General features: G+C 71.0%; 12 protein-coding genes and 1 pseudogene. 5 read left to right on the top strand and 8 right to left on the bottom strand.

Going from position 1 to position 14,250, the window contains the following annotated elements:
- Positions 1-554 (top strand): ATP-binding cassette domain-containing protein (locus ACFFNX_RS24625; RefSeq protein ID WP_378206732.1); only part of this gene is annotated, 554 nt, incomplete at its 5' end.
- A 179-nt stretch (positions 555-733) separates the two neighbouring features.
- Positions 734-1,999 (top strand): serine hydrolase domain-containing protein, encoded by a 1,266-nt coding sequence (locus ACFFNX_RS24620; RefSeq protein WP_378206729.1) that lies wholly within the window; start codon positions 734-736, stop codon positions 1,997-1,999.
- 296 nt (positions 2,000-2,295) lie between these two features.
- On the opposite strand, the gene ACFFNX_RS24615 is transcribed toward ACFFNX_RS24620, so the two are convergent.
- A complete protein-coding gene (locus ACFFNX_RS24615; protein ID WP_378206727.1) occupies positions 2,296-2,865 on the bottom strand; it encodes a TetR/AcrR family transcriptional regulator in 570 nt (189 codons plus the stop codon).
- Positions 2,866-2,932: 67 nt separating this feature from the next.
- Here ACFFNX_RS24615 and ACFFNX_RS24610 point away from each other — a divergent pair, with 67 nt between their 5' ends.
- Positions 2,933-4,099 carry an FAD-dependent monooxygenase gene (locus ACFFNX_RS24610; RefSeq protein WP_378206724.1) on the top strand — a complete coding sequence of 389 codons (1,167 nt, stop codon included), beginning with the start codon at positions 2,933-2,935 and terminating at the stop codon, positions 4,097-4,099.
- Here ACFFNX_RS24610 and ACFFNX_RS24605 read toward each other — a convergent pair.
- The gene (locus tag ACFFNX_RS24605) at positions 4,096-4,989 is read right to left on the bottom strand and encodes a LysR family transcriptional regulator (RefSeq protein ID WP_378206721.1); all 894 of its coding nucleotides are present in this window, start codon (positions 4,987-4,989) and stop codon (positions 4,096-4,098) included. The genes ACFFNX_RS24610 and ACFFNX_RS24605 overlap by 4 nt on opposite strands.
- Before the next feature lie 72 nt (positions 4,990-5,061).
- On the opposite strand from ACFFNX_RS24605, the gene ACFFNX_RS24600 reads away from it, so the two are divergent.
- Complete coding sequence (locus tag ACFFNX_RS24600) at positions 5,062-5,937, top strand: PhzF family protein (RefSeq protein ID WP_378206718.1); 876 nt, start codon at positions 5,062-5,064, stop codon at positions 5,935-5,937.
- Positions 5,938-5,960: 23 nt separating this feature from the next.
- Here the strand turns inward: ACFFNX_RS24600 and ACFFNX_RS24595 are convergent, their stop codons facing one another.
- The 6 genes from ACFFNX_RS24595 to ACFFNX_RS24570 are packed head-to-tail and all read right to left on the bottom strand — an operon-like array spanning position 5,961 to position 13,702.
- Positions 5,961-7,304: a GH1 family beta-glucosidase gene (locus tag ACFFNX_RS24595; RefSeq protein WP_378206716.1), complete on the bottom strand. Its 1,344-nt coding sequence runs from the start codon at positions 7,302-7,304 to the stop codon at positions 5,961-5,963.
- Positions 7,301-9,619, bottom strand: coding sequence for an alpha-xylosidase (yicI, locus tag ACFFNX_RS24590; protein WP_378206713.1), 2,319 nt, complete (start codon positions 9,617-9,619; stop codon positions 7,301-7,303). The genes ACFFNX_RS24595 and yicI overlap by 4 nt, the downstream gene beginning before the upstream one ends.
- A 10-nt stretch (positions 9,620-9,629) precedes the next feature.
- Complete coding sequence (locus ACFFNX_RS24585) at positions 9,630-10,469, bottom strand: carbohydrate ABC transporter permease (protein ID WP_378206710.1); 840 nt, start codon at positions 10,467-10,469, stop codon at positions 9,630-9,632.
- Complete coding sequence (locus ACFFNX_RS24580) at positions 10,466-11,413, bottom strand: carbohydrate ABC transporter permease (RefSeq protein WP_378206707.1); 948 nt, start codon at positions 11,411-11,413, stop codon at positions 10,466-10,468. Before ACFFNX_RS24580 ends, ACFFNX_RS24585 begins: the two co-directional genes overlap by 4 nt.
- Entirely contained in the window at positions 11,413-12,702 is a 1,290-nt protein-coding gene (locus ACFFNX_RS24575) for an ABC transporter substrate-binding protein (protein ID WP_378206704.1), read from the bottom strand. Before ACFFNX_RS24575 ends, ACFFNX_RS24580 begins: the two co-directional genes overlap by 1 nt.
- A gap of 10 nt (positions 12,703-12,712) precedes the next feature.
- Complete coding sequence (locus tag ACFFNX_RS24570) at positions 12,713-13,702, bottom strand: LacI family DNA-binding transcriptional regulator (protein ID WP_378206735.1); 990 nt, start codon at positions 13,700-13,702, stop codon at positions 12,713-12,715.
- Between the two features lie 281 nt (positions 13,703-13,983).
- On the opposite strand from ACFFNX_RS24570, the pseudogene ACFFNX_RS24565 reads away from it, so the two are divergent.
- A pseudogene (locus ACFFNX_RS24565) lies at positions 13,984-14,250 on the top strand (hypothetical protein); the annotation flags it as partial.

Below are 14,250 nucleotides of genomic sequence, written 5' to 3'. Positions count from 1 at the left end.
TCGAGCTGCGCCGGGCCGTCGCCGCCGGCGTCATGGGCGTCTCCGGCGACCGCAAGGGCCGCGGCCTCATGCTGGACCAGCCGCTGTGGGAGAACGCCACCGCGGTACGCCGGCTCGGGCTCGGCCGCGACGGCCCGCTGCCCTCGCGTCGCCGCATGGTCACGCGCACGATGGACCTGATCGAGCGGCTGCGGATCCGCGGCGGCCCGCACACCACGGCCGCGCGCCTGTCCGGCGGCAACCAGCAGAAGGTCGTGCTGGCCAAGTGGCTGGACGCCGGCCCCAAGGTCTTCGTGCTGGACGACCCGACCCGCGGCGTGGACATCGGCGCCCGCGCCGAGATGCACGAGATCGTGCGCGGCCTGGCCGGCGAGGGCAAGGTGATCCTGCTCGCCTCGACCGACCTGGCCGAACTGGTCGACCTCTGCGACCGCGTCCTGGTCTTCCAGCACGGCCGCGTCACCGCGCATATCGAGGCCGGGGAACTGACCGAACAGACCCTCAGCCTGGCGATGAACGCCGAACCGGCCAACGGCACGGACCGGGGTCCGTAATCGATGGCCTGGGCGGCGTCCGCGACGCCGATTCCCAGCTGAGCGGCGGTCCGGGACGGCCCGCCGTTGCGCTGAGAGGTCCGCCGATTTGTCGCCTCTGGTGACCTTGCCGGGATGATGCTGGCTAGGGTGCTCGGTGAAGATCACGAAACATCGGAGGCGTCTTGACGCATGCAGGGGTGAGCCGTCGCGATTTCGGGCGGCTGCTGGGCGTGGCGGGGCTGGGGATCGCGGCGCCGGCTCTGGCCGGCACACGGAGCGCGCGGGCGGCCACCCGTACCTGGCGAGTATCGGGGTCCGCCGGGACCGGGCTGGGCGGGTTCGACACGGCGATGAAGACGCTGATGCAGGCGCGGAACATTCCATGCGGCTCGCTGGCGGTCATGCGCGAGGGCAGGCTCATCCTGGCGCGGGGCTACACCTGGAGCGACGACGCGACGCTGAGCGTCCAGCCCACCTCGCTGTTCCGGCTCGCCAGCCTCAGCAAGGCGATCACCGCGACCGCCGTGATGCGGCTCGTGCAGGACGGCGCGCTCAGCCTCGCTACGCCGGTGACCGAGCTGATCGACATGACGCCGCCCACGGGCACCACCGCCGACTCGCGGCTGGACCAGGTGACCGTACGGCGCCTGCTGCAACACCTCGGCGGCTGGGACCGCGACATCACCCCCGACCCGACGTACCAGGACCGGAAGATCGCGACCACGCTCGGCGTGCCCCTGCCGATCGGCAAGGACGACATGGTCAAGTACGGGGCGGGGCTGAAGCTGGACCACGCGCCGGGCAGCACGTACGCCTACAGCAACTACGGCTACCTGCTCCTGGGACAGATCGTGGAAAAGGTCTCCGGGCTGCCCTACGCGACGTACGTCCAGCAGAAGGTGCTCTCACCGCTGGGGATCAGCCGCGTCCGGCCGGGCAGGTCGCTCCAGGGCGATCAGGCACCGGGCGAGGTGCCGTACTACTCCCAGTACACCGGCCCGTCCGTCTTCGACGCCGCCGGCACCACCGTGCCCACGCCGTACGGATCGTTCAACGTGGAGAACCGGACCGCGATGGGCGGCTGGCTCAGCTCCGCGGTCGACCACGTGAAGTTCACCCAGATCTTCGATCTGACCACGAGCGTGCTGACGAAGTCGTCGGTCGACGCGATGTTCGCCAAGCCGGAGACCGGTCTGAACTCCGGTGGTTCCTACTACGGCTTCGGCTGGTTCGTACGGGACGTCACCGGCGGCCAGAACACCTGGCACGACGGCAGCCTGGAGGGCACCACCACCATCGTGACCCGCCGCTACGACGGCATCACCTGGGCCGTGCTGTTCGACCAGCGCGACGATCCGTCCGGCCTGCCCTACGACTACACCACCATCAGCGCCCCGCTGCACAACGTCGCGAACGCGACCACCACCTGGCCGACGATCGACCTGTTCAGCCAGTACTACTAGGCGAGCAGGCCACCGCCGAGACACTGGCGCCGGCGGTGATCGGCGGGACAGCGCGTCGAAGAAGAGCAGCACGGCGGCGACGGTGAGACAGAGCACGATCGGCCAGGTCGGCGCCATGCCGTCGGGCCGTCCACCGGAGGTCCACGCGGCCGGCACCCCGATCGCGTTCGCCTTGGACGGCAACCCGCCGTACTCCTCCAGCAGCCGCCCGCCCGGACCAGCGGGATCCGCTCGGCGATCGCGCGGGTGCGGTCCCGGCCGGGCAGCGCGCCCGCGCAGTACGCCTGGGTCTCGCCTTACGGCGAGGGCGGGCGAAGGCCGTCCATGAGGACGGTGATGTAGGCGTCGGTGAGGTGTTCGGAGGGCCGCGATCGCGCGATCGCGTAGGCGGTCTCGCCGATCAGGGTGGTGGCGACGGCGGGGTCGAGGTCGGTGCGGACCGTGCCGTCCCGTCGCGCTCGGGAGATCATCTCCTCCACGGCGTGGACGAGGTCGGCGCGCCGGGCCGTGGTGGCGGGCAGGTCGAGGCCGCCCAGCTGGTCGTTGATGGCGTGGTGCGCCGACTGGAAGGCGATCAGCTCGGCGAGGAAGGTGCGCAGGGCCTGCTCCGGGGCGGCCTCGTCCAGCAGGTCGCGGGCGCGCCGGACCACCGGTTCGAGCAGGCCGGCGACGGCGGCGTCCAGGAGGGCGTCCTTGCCGCCGAAGGCGCGCACGACGGTCGCCGCTCCGAGGCCGGCTCGCCGGGCGATGGCCTCGACGGTGAGGCCGGTGTCCGGTTCGGCCAGCAGCGCGGTGGCGGCGGCCAGGGCCAGCTCGCGGTTGCGTACGGCGTCGGCCCTTCGGCGGTGTCCGGAGTCGGTTGACAAGTGAAATGCCCCTTCCACATAATCGAACTGGAACGCGTATTTCACTTATCTTATCGAGGGGAATCCGATGAACGAGCGAATCCTGATCTCAGGAGCGAGCCTGGCCGGACTGACGCTGGCGTCCTGGCTCGCCCGGTACGGCTTCCGGCCCACCGTGGTCGAACGCGCTCCCGCGCTGCGTGCCTGGGGCAACGGGGTCGATGTGCGGGACCAGGCCGTCACCGTGGCCGAGCGCATGGGGATCATGGACGACATCCGCGCCGCGGCGGCCGACGTGCGGGGCATGAAGTTCGTCGACGCCGACGACCGCGCCGTCGCGCGGGTCCCCATCGGCGAGCCCGGCGCGGTGGAGATCATGCGCGGCGACCTGGTGGCGCTGCTGCGCGGGACGGCCGACGTGGAGTACGTGTTCGGCGACTCCGTACGGAGCCTGGACCAGGACGACGACGGCGTGACGGTCACGTTCGAGAACGCGCCCGACCGCCGCTTCGACCTGGTCGTCGGCGCCGACGGCATGCACTCCACCGTCCGCCGCCTGGCCTTCGGGCCCGAGGAGCGGTTCGTCCGGTTCCGAGGCCACTACTTCGCCTTCGCGGACGCCGACGCGTCGCTCGGCGAGGACCGCTGCGTGACGATGTACAACCGGCCGGGCCGGATGGCCGGGATCTACCGCTCCGGCAACCATCCCCAGGCCAAGGGCTACTTCATCTTCCGCTCCGGGCGGCTGGCCTACGACCACAGGGACGTCGCGCAGCACCGCCGCCTGGTCCGCGAGGCGTTCGCCGGTGACACGTCCTGGCACACGAAGGAGCTGCTCGCCGCCGCCCTCGCCGACCCGGACTTCTACTTCGACGCCCTCGGCCAGGTGCGCATGGACTCCTGGTCGAAGGGCCGGGTGGTGCTGACGGGTGACGCCGCCTGGTGCGCCTCCCCGGCGTCGGGCGCCGGCGCGGAGCTGGCCCTGGTCGGTGCCTACCGGCTCGCCGGAGAGCTCGCCGCCGCCGGCGGAGACCACCGGGCGGCCTTCCCGCGCTACGAGGCGAGCCACCGGGCCCTGGTGGACAAGAAGCATCAGATCGGCGCGAACGTCCGGATGATGGTCCCCCGGACCACCGCCGGCAGGAGACTGCGCAACGCCGTCGCCCGCTCGCCGCTGCCGCGCGTGATGGGCGCCCTCGAACGGCGCCTGCAGGCGGGTCCGCGGCCGCTGCCGGAGTACGCCCCGGCCCGTTAGGGCACCGACGGGACGGTTTCATGGAGGATGGCGTGGACGGCCTGGACCGCCGGGGACCTCCAGCGGGTCGACGGCGCGGCCAGCCACGGGTCCTGCCGGGCCCGGCCGGCGGGCGTGCGCAGCTCGACGACGAGGGCGGCGGCGAGCTCGTCGGTGACGCGGGGCGTCGGCAGCAGGGTCACGCCGAGGCCGGCCGCGACGCACCGCTTCAGCGTCTCGATGCCGCCGAAGCGAGGCGGGGCCGTGGTGGGATCGGTGGCGGCGATCAGCGCGCCGAGTTCGTCGCTGTAGGAGCAGCCCTTCTCCAGCAGGAGGACGTCGGCGTCGGCCAGCTCCGCCGGCGTGATGGGGCGGCGCCGGGGCAGGCCGGTGGTGGCCGCCGCGACCAGGGACAGCCGCTGGCCTCCCAGGTCCACCAGGTCGACGCCGGGCGGGCGCACGGAGGGTTCGAGCATCAGGGCCAGGTCGGCGCGGCGGTCGGCGAGTGCGGTCAGCGCCGTCCGCGTGTCGGCGGGGAACAGCGACAGGCTCACGTCCGGGAACCGCGTCCTCACCTCGGGCAGGAGGGGAGCCAGGCGATAGGCGCACACCGACTCCGGCGCGCAGACCCGTACGGGGCCGGTCGGTTCGGCGGCGGTGGCGGTGAGCTCGGTGAGCATTCGTTCTTCGAGGTCGAGGATCCGCTGGGCGTGCTCGGCCAGCAGCGAACCGGCACGAGTGGGTGAGACCCCGCCCGGATGCCGGTCGAGCAGGGGCGTGCCCACCAGGCGCTCCAGCGCCTGGATGTGCGCGGTGACGGTGGACTGGACGAATCCGAGCTCCGCCGCCGCGGCGGTGATCCCGCCCACGCGCAGGACGGTGAGGAAGCTGCTGAGCAGGCGCGTGTCCATCGACCACCCCGATGTAGTCCATCAATATTCATCGTTAGACGCGATGCCATCGTAGGGAGCAGACTCCCGGGCATGAACGACACCGCACACCAGAAGAGCGAACGATCCGCGGTTCTGCGTTACACCGCCTTCGACGTGGACGGCGAGGGCGGCAACCCGGCCGGAGTCGTCCTCGACGCGCGGGGGATGGACGACACGCGGATGCAGGAGGTCGCCGCCGAGGTCGGCTTCTCCGAGACGGCCTTCCTGACGGACGACAGAGGCGGGCGCCGCTTCCGGATCCGGTACTTCAGCCCCCTGGCCGAGGTGGCCTTCTGCGGGCACGCGACGATCGCCACCGCGGTCGCCCTGGCCGAGCGGCAGGGAACCGGTGCGCTCCGGCTCGTCACCTCCGCCGGTGAGATCGGGGTCGAGACGCGGGCGGCGAACGGCCGGATCCTCGCCACCCTGACGAGCGTCGTCCCGTCCGTCGGCGAGGTCGGCGCGGCCGACCTCGCCACGGCGTTGACGGCCCTGCGCTGGAGCGCCGCGGACCTCGATCCCCGGCTGCCACCGCGCATCGCGAACGCGGGCAACGACCACCTGGTCCTCGCCGCGTCCTCCCGCGCGCGTCTCGCCGACCTCGACTACGACCAGGCGGCGCTCGGCGACCTCATGGCGCGCCGGGGCTGGACGACCGTTCACCTCGTGTGGCGGGAGACCGCGACGGTCTTCCACGCACGCGACCCGTTCCCGCCGGGCGGCGTGGTCGAGGACCCCGCCACCGGCGCCGCGGCCGCGGCCTTCGGCGGATACCTGCGCTCCCTCGGGCTCGTCGAACCTCCAGCCCGGATCACCATCCGTCAGGGAGAGGACATGGGCCGGCCCAGCCGCCTGCTCGTCGACGTGCCTCCCGGGGACGGCAGCGGCATCAGGGTGAGCGGGGCCGCCGCCCCGATCCCCGGCTGAGCGAGGCGCCGGTCGGCCCGCCGTCAGTCGAACGGCTCCGGCGACGGCCCCCGGGAGGACGCGGCGATGTGGTCGCGGTACCAGTGCGCGCTGTCCTTCCAGGTGCGCGTCCGGGTGTCGTAGTCGACGTGGACGACGCCGAACCGCTTGGAGTACCCGTGCGCCCACTCGAAGTTGTCCAGCAGCGACCAGACGAAGTAGCCGCGCACGTCCGCGCCGGCCTCCATGGCCCGGCCGACCGCCGCGAGGTGGTCGCGCAGGTAGTCGATCCGCCGCTGGTCGTGGACCCGCCCGTCGGCCTCGATCCGGTCGTCGAACGCGGCGCCGTTCTCGGTGATCATCAACGGCACCGCGGGGTGTTCCCGGCGCAGCCGCAGCAGCAGTTCGGTCAGGCCGGTCGGGTCGATGCTCCAGCCCATCTCCGTGTACGGTCCGGGCTGCCGGACGAACTCCACGTCGTCGCAGCCCACCCACGGCGACGCGGTGCCGTCGCCGTGCCCGTCCGCGGTCGCGCGCGGCGTGTCGCCGCTCCACGGCCGGACGAGCGTCGGCGTGTAGTAGTTCACGCCCAGCACGTCCAGCGGTGCCGCGATGGTCGCCTCGTCGCCGTCGCGTACGAAGGCCCAGTCGGTGACGCGGGCCGTGTCCTCCAGCAGGTCGGCGGGGTACGCGCCGTCGAGCATCGGCCCGAGGAAGACCCGGTTGGCCACCGCGTCGACCTTGCGGGCGGCCTCGGCGTCGCCCCGTACGTGGTGGAGGTTCAGCGTGACCGACACCCGGCCCGGCAGCTCCCGCGCGGCCAGGCCGTGCGCGAGGTTGAGGTGGTGCGCGGCGGCGAGCGCCGCGGCCGGCTCGGTGCGGCCCGGGGCGTGCACGCCCGAGGCGTACCCGAGGAAGGCCGAGCACCACGGCTCGTTCAGCGTCGTCCAGGTGTGCACCCGGTCGCCGAGCGCGGCCCCGATCCTCGTCGCGTACTCCGCGAACCGGTACGCCGTGTCGCGCGCCGGCCAGCCGCCGGCGTCCTCCAGCGACTGCGGCAGGTCCCAGTGGTACAGCGTGGCGACCGGCGCGATGCCGCGCTCCAGCAGCGCGTCGACGAGCCGCGAGTAGAAGTCGATCCCGCGCTGGTCGTGGATGCGCGGCCAGGCGATGGAGAACCGGTACGCGCCCAGGCCGAGCGCGCTCATCGTCTCCACGTCCTCGGCCCAGCGGTGGTAGTGATCGGTGGCCACGTCGCCGGTGTCGCCGTCGCGCACCCGGCCCGGCGTACGGCTGTAGGTGTCCCAGATCGAGGGCACGCGGCCGTCCTCGTCGGCGGCCCCTTCGATCTGGTAGGCGGCCGTGGCCGCACCCCATACGAAGCTCATTCGGCGACTCCCCTCACGGTGATGGCGGCTGCGTGGCTCTCCACCAGCAGGCCCTGATCATGCTCGGCCGTCGTGCCGCCCTCCACCGATACCGCGGCGGGCGGTACGCCCGGCAGCAGCAGGCGCCACCGGCGCGCGCCCTCGGCGGCGACCCGGACGACGTCGCCGTCGCGGGTGGTCGTGAACGTGGCCGCGGTCTCCCCGCTCGGGCCGGGGACCTCGGTCGTCACCCGCGCACCGTCGGGCAGCGCGTACGCGTGCAGGGTGACGCCGTCGGCGTGGTCGTAGTCCGGCCGGTCGTCCACCGCGCCGAACGGGATCACCGAGCCCGGCCGGGCCAGCAGCGGCACGGACGAGAACCCGTGCCGCTCGCGGACCCAGCGCCCGCCCGCGACCGGCTCGCCGGTCAGCACGTGCGTCCAGGTGCCCTCGGGCACGTAGTAGGCGACCTCGCCGTCCGCGGCGAAGACCGGCGCGACGAGCAGGTCGCCGCCGAGCATGTACTGGCGTTCGAGGTGGGTCACGGCCGGGTCGCCGGGGAACTCCAGCGCCATCGCCCGCATCATCGGCAGCCCCTGCCCGTACGCCTCGCGCGCGGCCCCCTGGAGGTACGGCATGAGCCGCGCCTTCAGCCGGGTGAACAGCCGCAGCACGTCCACGGCCTCCTCGTCGAACAGCCACGGCACGCGGTAGGAGTGGCTGCCGTGCAGGCGGCTGTGCGAGGACAGCAGGCCGAAGGCGATCCACCGTTTGAACAGCGCCGGGTCCGGCGTGCCCTCGAACCCGCCGATGTCATGGCTCCAGTAGCCGAAGCCGGACATGCCCAGCGACAGGCCGCCGCGCAGGTTCTCGGCCATCGCCTCGAAGGTGGACTCGCTGTCGCCGCCCCAGTGCACCGGGAACGCCTGCGAACCGGCCGTGGCCGAGCGGGCGAACAGCACGGCCTCGCCCTCGCCGCGGCGCTTGCGCAGCAGCTCGAACACGGTCTCGTTGTAGAGGTAGGCGTAGTAGTTGTGCATCCGCGCCGGATCGGAGCCGTCGTGGTAGACGACGTCGGTCGGGATGCGCTCGCCGAAGTCGCTCTTGAAGCAGTCGACACCCATGTCGAGCAGCGCCTCCAGCTTCGCGGCGTACCACTCGCGCGCGGCCGGGTCGGTGAAGTCGACCACGGCCAGGCCGGGCTGCCACTTGTCCCACTGCCAGACGTCGCCGTTCGGCCGCTTCAGCAGGAAGCCGCGCGCCCTGCCCTCGGCGAACAGCTTCGAGCGCTGCGCGATGTAGGGGTTGATCCAGACGCAGATCCGCAGCCCCCGCGCCCGCAGCCGTTCCAGCATGCCGCGCGGGTCGGGGAAGGCCCGCGGGTCCCACTCGAAGTCGCACCAGTGGAACTCGCGCATCCAGAAGGTGTCGAAGTGGAAGACCGAGAGCGGCAGGTTCCGCACGGCCATCCCGTCGATGAAGCCCGTCACCGTCTCCTCGTCATAGGAGGTGGTGAACGACGTGGACAGCCACAGCCCGAACGACCATGCGGGAAGGCGCGCCGGGCGCCCGGTGAGCGCGGTGTAGCGGCGCAGGATCTCCTTCGGCTCCGGGCCGTGGATGAGCAGGTACCGCATCGTCTGGCCGGCGACGCTGAACTGTGTGCGGGCGACATTCTCGGAGGCCACCTCGAAGGACACGTGGCCCGGATGGTCGACGAAGACGCCGTAGCCGGCGTCGGTGAGGAAGAACGGCACGTTCTTGTACGCCTGCTCGCTGGCCGTGCCGCCGTCGGCGTTCCAGATGTCGACGCTCTGGCCGTTCTTGACGAGAGGGCCGAACCGCTCGCCGAGCCCGTACACGTGGTGGTCGACGCCGAGGTCGAGCTGCTCGCGGATGTGGTGCCCCTCCGGAGCCTCCACGATCGCGGTGCTCTTGATGCCGTTCCCGGTGAGGACCCGGCCGTCGGCGGAGAACTCCACGCGCCAGGGCCCGGTGCGGGCCACGCGTACGGACAGCGCGCCCGAGGTGAGGACCGCGGCGTCCTCATCGACGGATACCAGCGCACCGGGGCCCTCCTCATGGAGCGTGAACCGTGGCCCGCGCGGCTCCTCACCGACGAAGTGCGTGATCGTCACGGAGATGACGTCCGGCATGGGGGAGGAGTACGTCAACGCGATCGCCGGCCCCTTGAGCAGGTCGCCCCGGTGCCGGATCGGCTGCGTCGGCGCGTGCACGGTGAACGAGCCGGGCGCGGTCTCGACGTCGAGGACCCCGTCCGGATAGGAGGCCTGAACGCCGTCGCGCAGCATCCAGTAGCCGTCGGTGAACTTCAACCGAGCCCCTTTACTTCGCCGAGCCCACGGTGATGCCGCGGGTGAGAGTGCGCTGGAAGATCAGGAAGAACACGATCGCCGGGAGGACGCCGAGCAGCGCGGACGCGCTGGTCGTCGTGGCGTCCATCATCTTCTGGCCGTTCAGGACGCCGAGCGCCACCGGCACGGTCTGGTTCTCGTTGGAGACGAGGAAGACCAGGGGGAGGAAGAACTCGTTCCAGGTCCAGATGAAGAAGAAGACGAAGAGCACGCCGAGCGTCGGCCGGCTGATCGGCACGACGACCCGCCACAGGATCCGCAGCCGGCCCGCGCCGTCCATCCGGGCCGCCTCGAGGATCTCGCGGGGGAACGCGGACAGCACCGAGGACAGCAGGTACGTCCCGAACGCGGTCTGGATCGCGGTGAAGATGATGATCACGCTGAGCCGGGTGTCGTACAGGCCGGCCTTCTTCGCCATGAAGTACAGCGGGTAGACGAGGACCTCCTGCGGCATGGTGTTGGCCAGCAGGAAGATCACCATGATGGAGATCCGCCCCCGCACCCGCCCGATGCCGAGCGCGTAGGCGTTCAGCACCGACAGGACCACCGCGAGCACGGCCACCGAGCCGCTGATCAGCACGCTGTTGACCAGCTTGCCGCCGAAGTCGACGCGTTCCCAGAAGTCCTTCAGGCCCTGGAGGTACAGGCTCTTCGGCAGGCCGAGCGGCCCGTGCGAGGAGTACTCCGCCGGCGTCTTGACCGCGTTGAGGGCGATGATGACGAACGGCAGGAGCATCACCACCGCGAGCACGATGAGGGCGACGAGCACCGCGTACGACCCCGGCGTCCGCCTGCGCACCGCCGCCGTCATCGGTTCGCCTCCTCGGCGCGGGCCTGCCGCCGCAGGAACACCACGGTCAGCACGACGGTGATCAGCGTCAGTACGGTCGCGATCGCCGCGCCGTACCCGACCTGCGTCTTTTCGAAGAAGTTCTGCCAGGAGTAGAAGGCGGGCACTCGCGTCGCGTTGCCCGGACCGCCGCCCGTGAGGATGTAGACCTTGTCGAAGCTCTTGATCGCGGCGACCGTGCAGATCAGCAGCACGACGTACAGCTCGGGCCGGATCTGCGGGACCGTGATGTACCAGAACCGCCGCCACCACGACGCCCCGTCGATCTCGGCGGCCTCATGCAGTGCGGGGTCGACGCGCTGCAGGCCGGCCATGAAGACGATCAGCGGGAAGCCGATCTGTACCCAGACCATGACGCCCATGACGGTGTAGAGCGCGAGCTTCGGGTTCCCGAGCCAGTCCTCGCGCAGCGAGCCGAGACCGACCGCGCGCAGGGTCTCGTTGAGCGCGCCGCCCTCCGGCGCCAGGATCCAGGCCCACACGATGCCGGCGACGGCGAACGGCAGCACCTGCGGCACATAGATGCACGCCCGCAGTATCGAGGCCGTCCGCGGGCCGAACCTGCGGCCGATGACGTCGAACAGCGCGGCGGCTAGGACGAGCCCGATCGCCGCCGGGATGATCGCCATCGCGACGACCAGGGCGACGTTGTGCTCGAACGAGGCCCAGAAGTCGCCGTCGGCCAGCAGTCTCGTGTAGTTGCCCAGCCCGGTCCAGCGGGGGCTGCCGATGCCGTCCCACCTGGTCAGGCTGATGCCGATGTTCATCACGAACGGCACCAGGATGACCGCGACGAACAGCACCCCGCTGGGGATCAGGTACACCGCGTAGGTGAGCTCGCGGCGCCGCCGTGCGACGGGCCTCCGCGTCGCCTCGGCGGGCGGCGCGCTCAGTGTCGGTGTCATCAGTGGCCGATGTTGGAGAGGTTCTCGTCGTACGGCTTGGCGAACGAGTCGAGCACCTGGGCGGGTGAGGAGGTGCCGTTCATGAGCTTCTGCGTGCCGGCCACGAGCACGTCGTAGTAGCCGGGCGCCGGCCAGTCGGGGTAGAAGCCGAGCCCGTCGCCGTTCACGAGCGTGCGGTAGTTCTCGATCAGCTTCTTGTTCTTCGGGTCGGTGACGCCGGCCGGGTCGGCGTCGACCGGGACGCCGCCGTTGTTCGCGAGCAGGTTCTGGATGTCCTTCTTCATCGTGATGGCGATGAAGTCATAGGCGAGCTGCTTGTTGGAGGAGCCCTTCGGCACCACCCACAGGTTGCCGCTCGACCCGAGCGTCATCTTGGTGCCCGGCCACAGGAACGTGTCCCAGTCGAAGCCCTTGATCTCCTTCTCGAAGCGGCCGTACCACCAGCTCCCGGAGAAGAACATCGGGTACTTGCCGGACATGAACCCCGTGCCCGCGTCCTCGGCCTTGGTGCTCACGCTGCTCTTGGCGACGTAGCCCTTCTTCGCCCAGTCGGCGAAGGTCGTCGCGGCGTACGTCCATGCCGGGTCGTGGAAGTCGACCTTGCCGGTGTAGCGCTCGAAGCGGTCCACCCACGGACGGTCGGCCTTGCTCAGCGCGAGCTGGTACAGATACTGCTGCGCCGGGTACTCCGCGCCGCCGTTGGCCAGGGGAGTGACGCCGTTCTTGACGAAGGTGTCCATCGCCGCGGTGAGCTCGTCGAACGTGGTCGGCACCTTCACGCCGTACTTGTCGAACAGCTTCTTGTTGTAGAAGACCTGTAGGTACTCCGCGTAGTTGGGCACGCCGTACCACTTGTCGCCGCCCATGACGCCCTTCGCGTCGTACTTGGCGGTCTCGGCGACGTTGGGGCTGAGCTGCTTGTCCCAGCCGCGCTTGACGACCTCGGCGGACATGTCGGTCAGCAGGCCCTGCTTGGCGAGCAGGCCGGTGGTCGCGTTGCCCTTGTTGTACTCCAGGATGTCCGGGGCGTCCTTGGAGTTGAGCACCATCGGCGCGGTCTTTTGGATCTGCTCGAAGCCCTTCTCCTCGAACTTCACCTTCACGCCGGGATGGGTCTGCTCGAACTCCTTGATCGCCTGGTTCCACGCCACCCCCATGGCGCTGTCCGGGGTCTCGTAGTGCCAGAGCCGGAGTTCCTTGGAGGAGGAGCTCGATCCGTTGCCGCCGCACGCCGACAGTGCCAGCAGGCCCACGGCGAGCGCCGCGAGCGTCTTTCCGGTCTTCAACATCGGGTTTTCCTCAGGGGAGGGGTGGAGTGCTCGACCGGACCACGAGGCGTGGCGGCAGCAGCGTCGCCACCGGCACCTCCTGCCCGTCGAGCTTGGCCATGAGCAGGGTGACCGCCTGCGCGCCCACCTCATCGGCGGGAATGGCGATCGAGGTGAGGCCGAGACGCTCGGCGAGGTCGTCGGGCGCGATGGCGATGACGGACAGGTCGTCGGGGACATGGCGGCCGGCGGCGCGGAACGCCGTCAGCAGCGGTTCCGTGGCCGGCTCGTTGTGGACGACCACGCCGGTCAGGTCCGGGTGGTCGCGGAGGAGCGCGGTCGCCGTCGACCGGGCGTCCTGAGGGTCGCAGGGCCGGACGACCGCGCGGACGCCGCGCTCGGCGGCGGCACGCTGGAAGCCGGTCCTGGTGCGCTCGGCGAAGCCGGTGCCGCGTTCGTACACGGCGGGCGGCGCGCCGACCAGTGCGATCTCGCGGTGGCCGAGGTCGGCCAGATGCTCCGCGCACGCCGCGCCGGCCGCCTCGAAGTCCAGGTCGATGCAGGTCAGCCCGGCCGCATCGGCCGGGAACCCGATGAGCACCGACGGCCGGCCGAGCGAGCGCAGGACCGGCAGCCGTACGTCGCGCAGCTCGACGTCCATCACGATGATCGCGTCGACCAGCGCCGTGCCCGCGACGCGCTCCAGCCCGCCGACGCCCTCGTCCTGGGTCAGTAGCAGCACGTCGTGGTCGTAGGTGCGGGCGGTGGTGACGGCGGCGATCGCCATCTGCATCACCACGGGCACGTGGATCCCCGAGCGCAGGGGGACGACCAGGGCGATGACGTTGGAACGGCTGCTCGCCAGGGCGCGTGCGCCGGCGTGCGGGCGGTAACCGAGCGCGCGCACGCTGTCGAGGACCCGGCGGCGCGTCTGTTCGGAGATGGAGCGCTTGCCGCTGAGCACGTAGGACACCGTGCTCGGTGACACGCCCGCGTGCCGGGCCACGTCAGAGATCTTCACCACGTTTCGCTCCCGTGTCGAAGCGCTTCGACTGCCGGAATGTTAAAACCGTCACATCCTGGGCGCAATAGCCCGAGCCGGATTTGTGGGAGCGTTCCCATCGCAGGTCGGGCGGCGTGGCCTTCGTGATCTTGAGAGGGGCGGTCCACGTCGCCGACCCGGCCGCACCGTCCTTTCCGTCATGTGACATGCGGCCATGCGGTTTTATTGGGAGGATTGTCGGCTGAGTTGCTTATGGGGCTTCTGGGACGCGACTCGCCTTCACTTCAACGGGAGGACACGTGGCCGGCTGGCCGAATATCGAACGGGCCGAGGACCGGTGGCTCGCGGAGTCGCTGGGCTCCGACCGGGCCGCGCCGGCTCGTCTGTACGACCTTTACGCCGCGCGCCTGTTCGACTACTGCCACGTCCTGCTGCGCGACGAGCGGGCCGCCGCGCAGGCCCTGCTCGACGCGCTGCTGAGCGTGCGCGACGGCGGTGGCGACCCGCGCTCGTTCCGCGGCCGGCTGTACGCCGTGACGCGTGAGGTGTGCCTGCGCCGCCGGCCC

The sequence above is a fragment of the Actinoallomurus acaciae genome (assembly GCF_042429965.1).
GTDB classification, from domain to species: domain Bacteria; phylum Actinomycetota; class Actinomycetes; order Streptosporangiales; family Streptosporangiaceae; genus Actinoallomurus; species Actinoallomurus acaciae.
The sequence above is the reverse complement of the archived record's forward strand: the minus strand, read 5'-3'. Positions and strand labels throughout refer to the sequence as shown.

Excerpts from the sequence above, each read along its gene's own strand:
- ACFFNX_RS24610 (WP_378206724.1), top strand. The coding sequence starts at position 2,933 with ATGAACGAGCGAATCCTGATCTCAGGAGCGAGCCTGGCCGGACTGACG.
- ACFFNX_RS24605 (WP_378206721.1), bottom strand. The coding sequence starts at position 4,989 with ATGGACACGCGCCTGCTCAGCAGCTTCCTCACCGTCCTGCGCGTGGGC.
- ACFFNX_RS24600 (WP_378206718.1), top strand. The coding sequence starts at position 5,062 with ATGAACGACACCGCACACCAGAAGAGCGAACGATCCGCGGTTCTGCGT.
- ACFFNX_RS24595 (WP_378206716.1), bottom strand. The coding sequence starts at position 7,304 with ATGAGCTTCGTATGGGGTGCGGCCACGGCCGCCTACCAGATCGAAGGG.
- ACFFNX_RS24585 (WP_378206710.1), bottom strand. The coding sequence starts at position 10,469 with ATGACGGCGGCGGTGCGCAGGCGGACGCCGGGGTCGTACGCGGTGCTC.
- ACFFNX_RS24580 (WP_378206707.1), bottom strand. The coding sequence starts at position 11,413 with ATGACACCGACACTGAGCGCGCCGCCCGCCGAGGCGACGCGGAGGCCC.
- ACFFNX_RS24575 (WP_378206704.1), bottom strand. The coding sequence starts at position 12,702 with ATGTTGAAGACCGGAAAGACGCTCGCGGCGCTCGCCGTGGGCCTGCTG.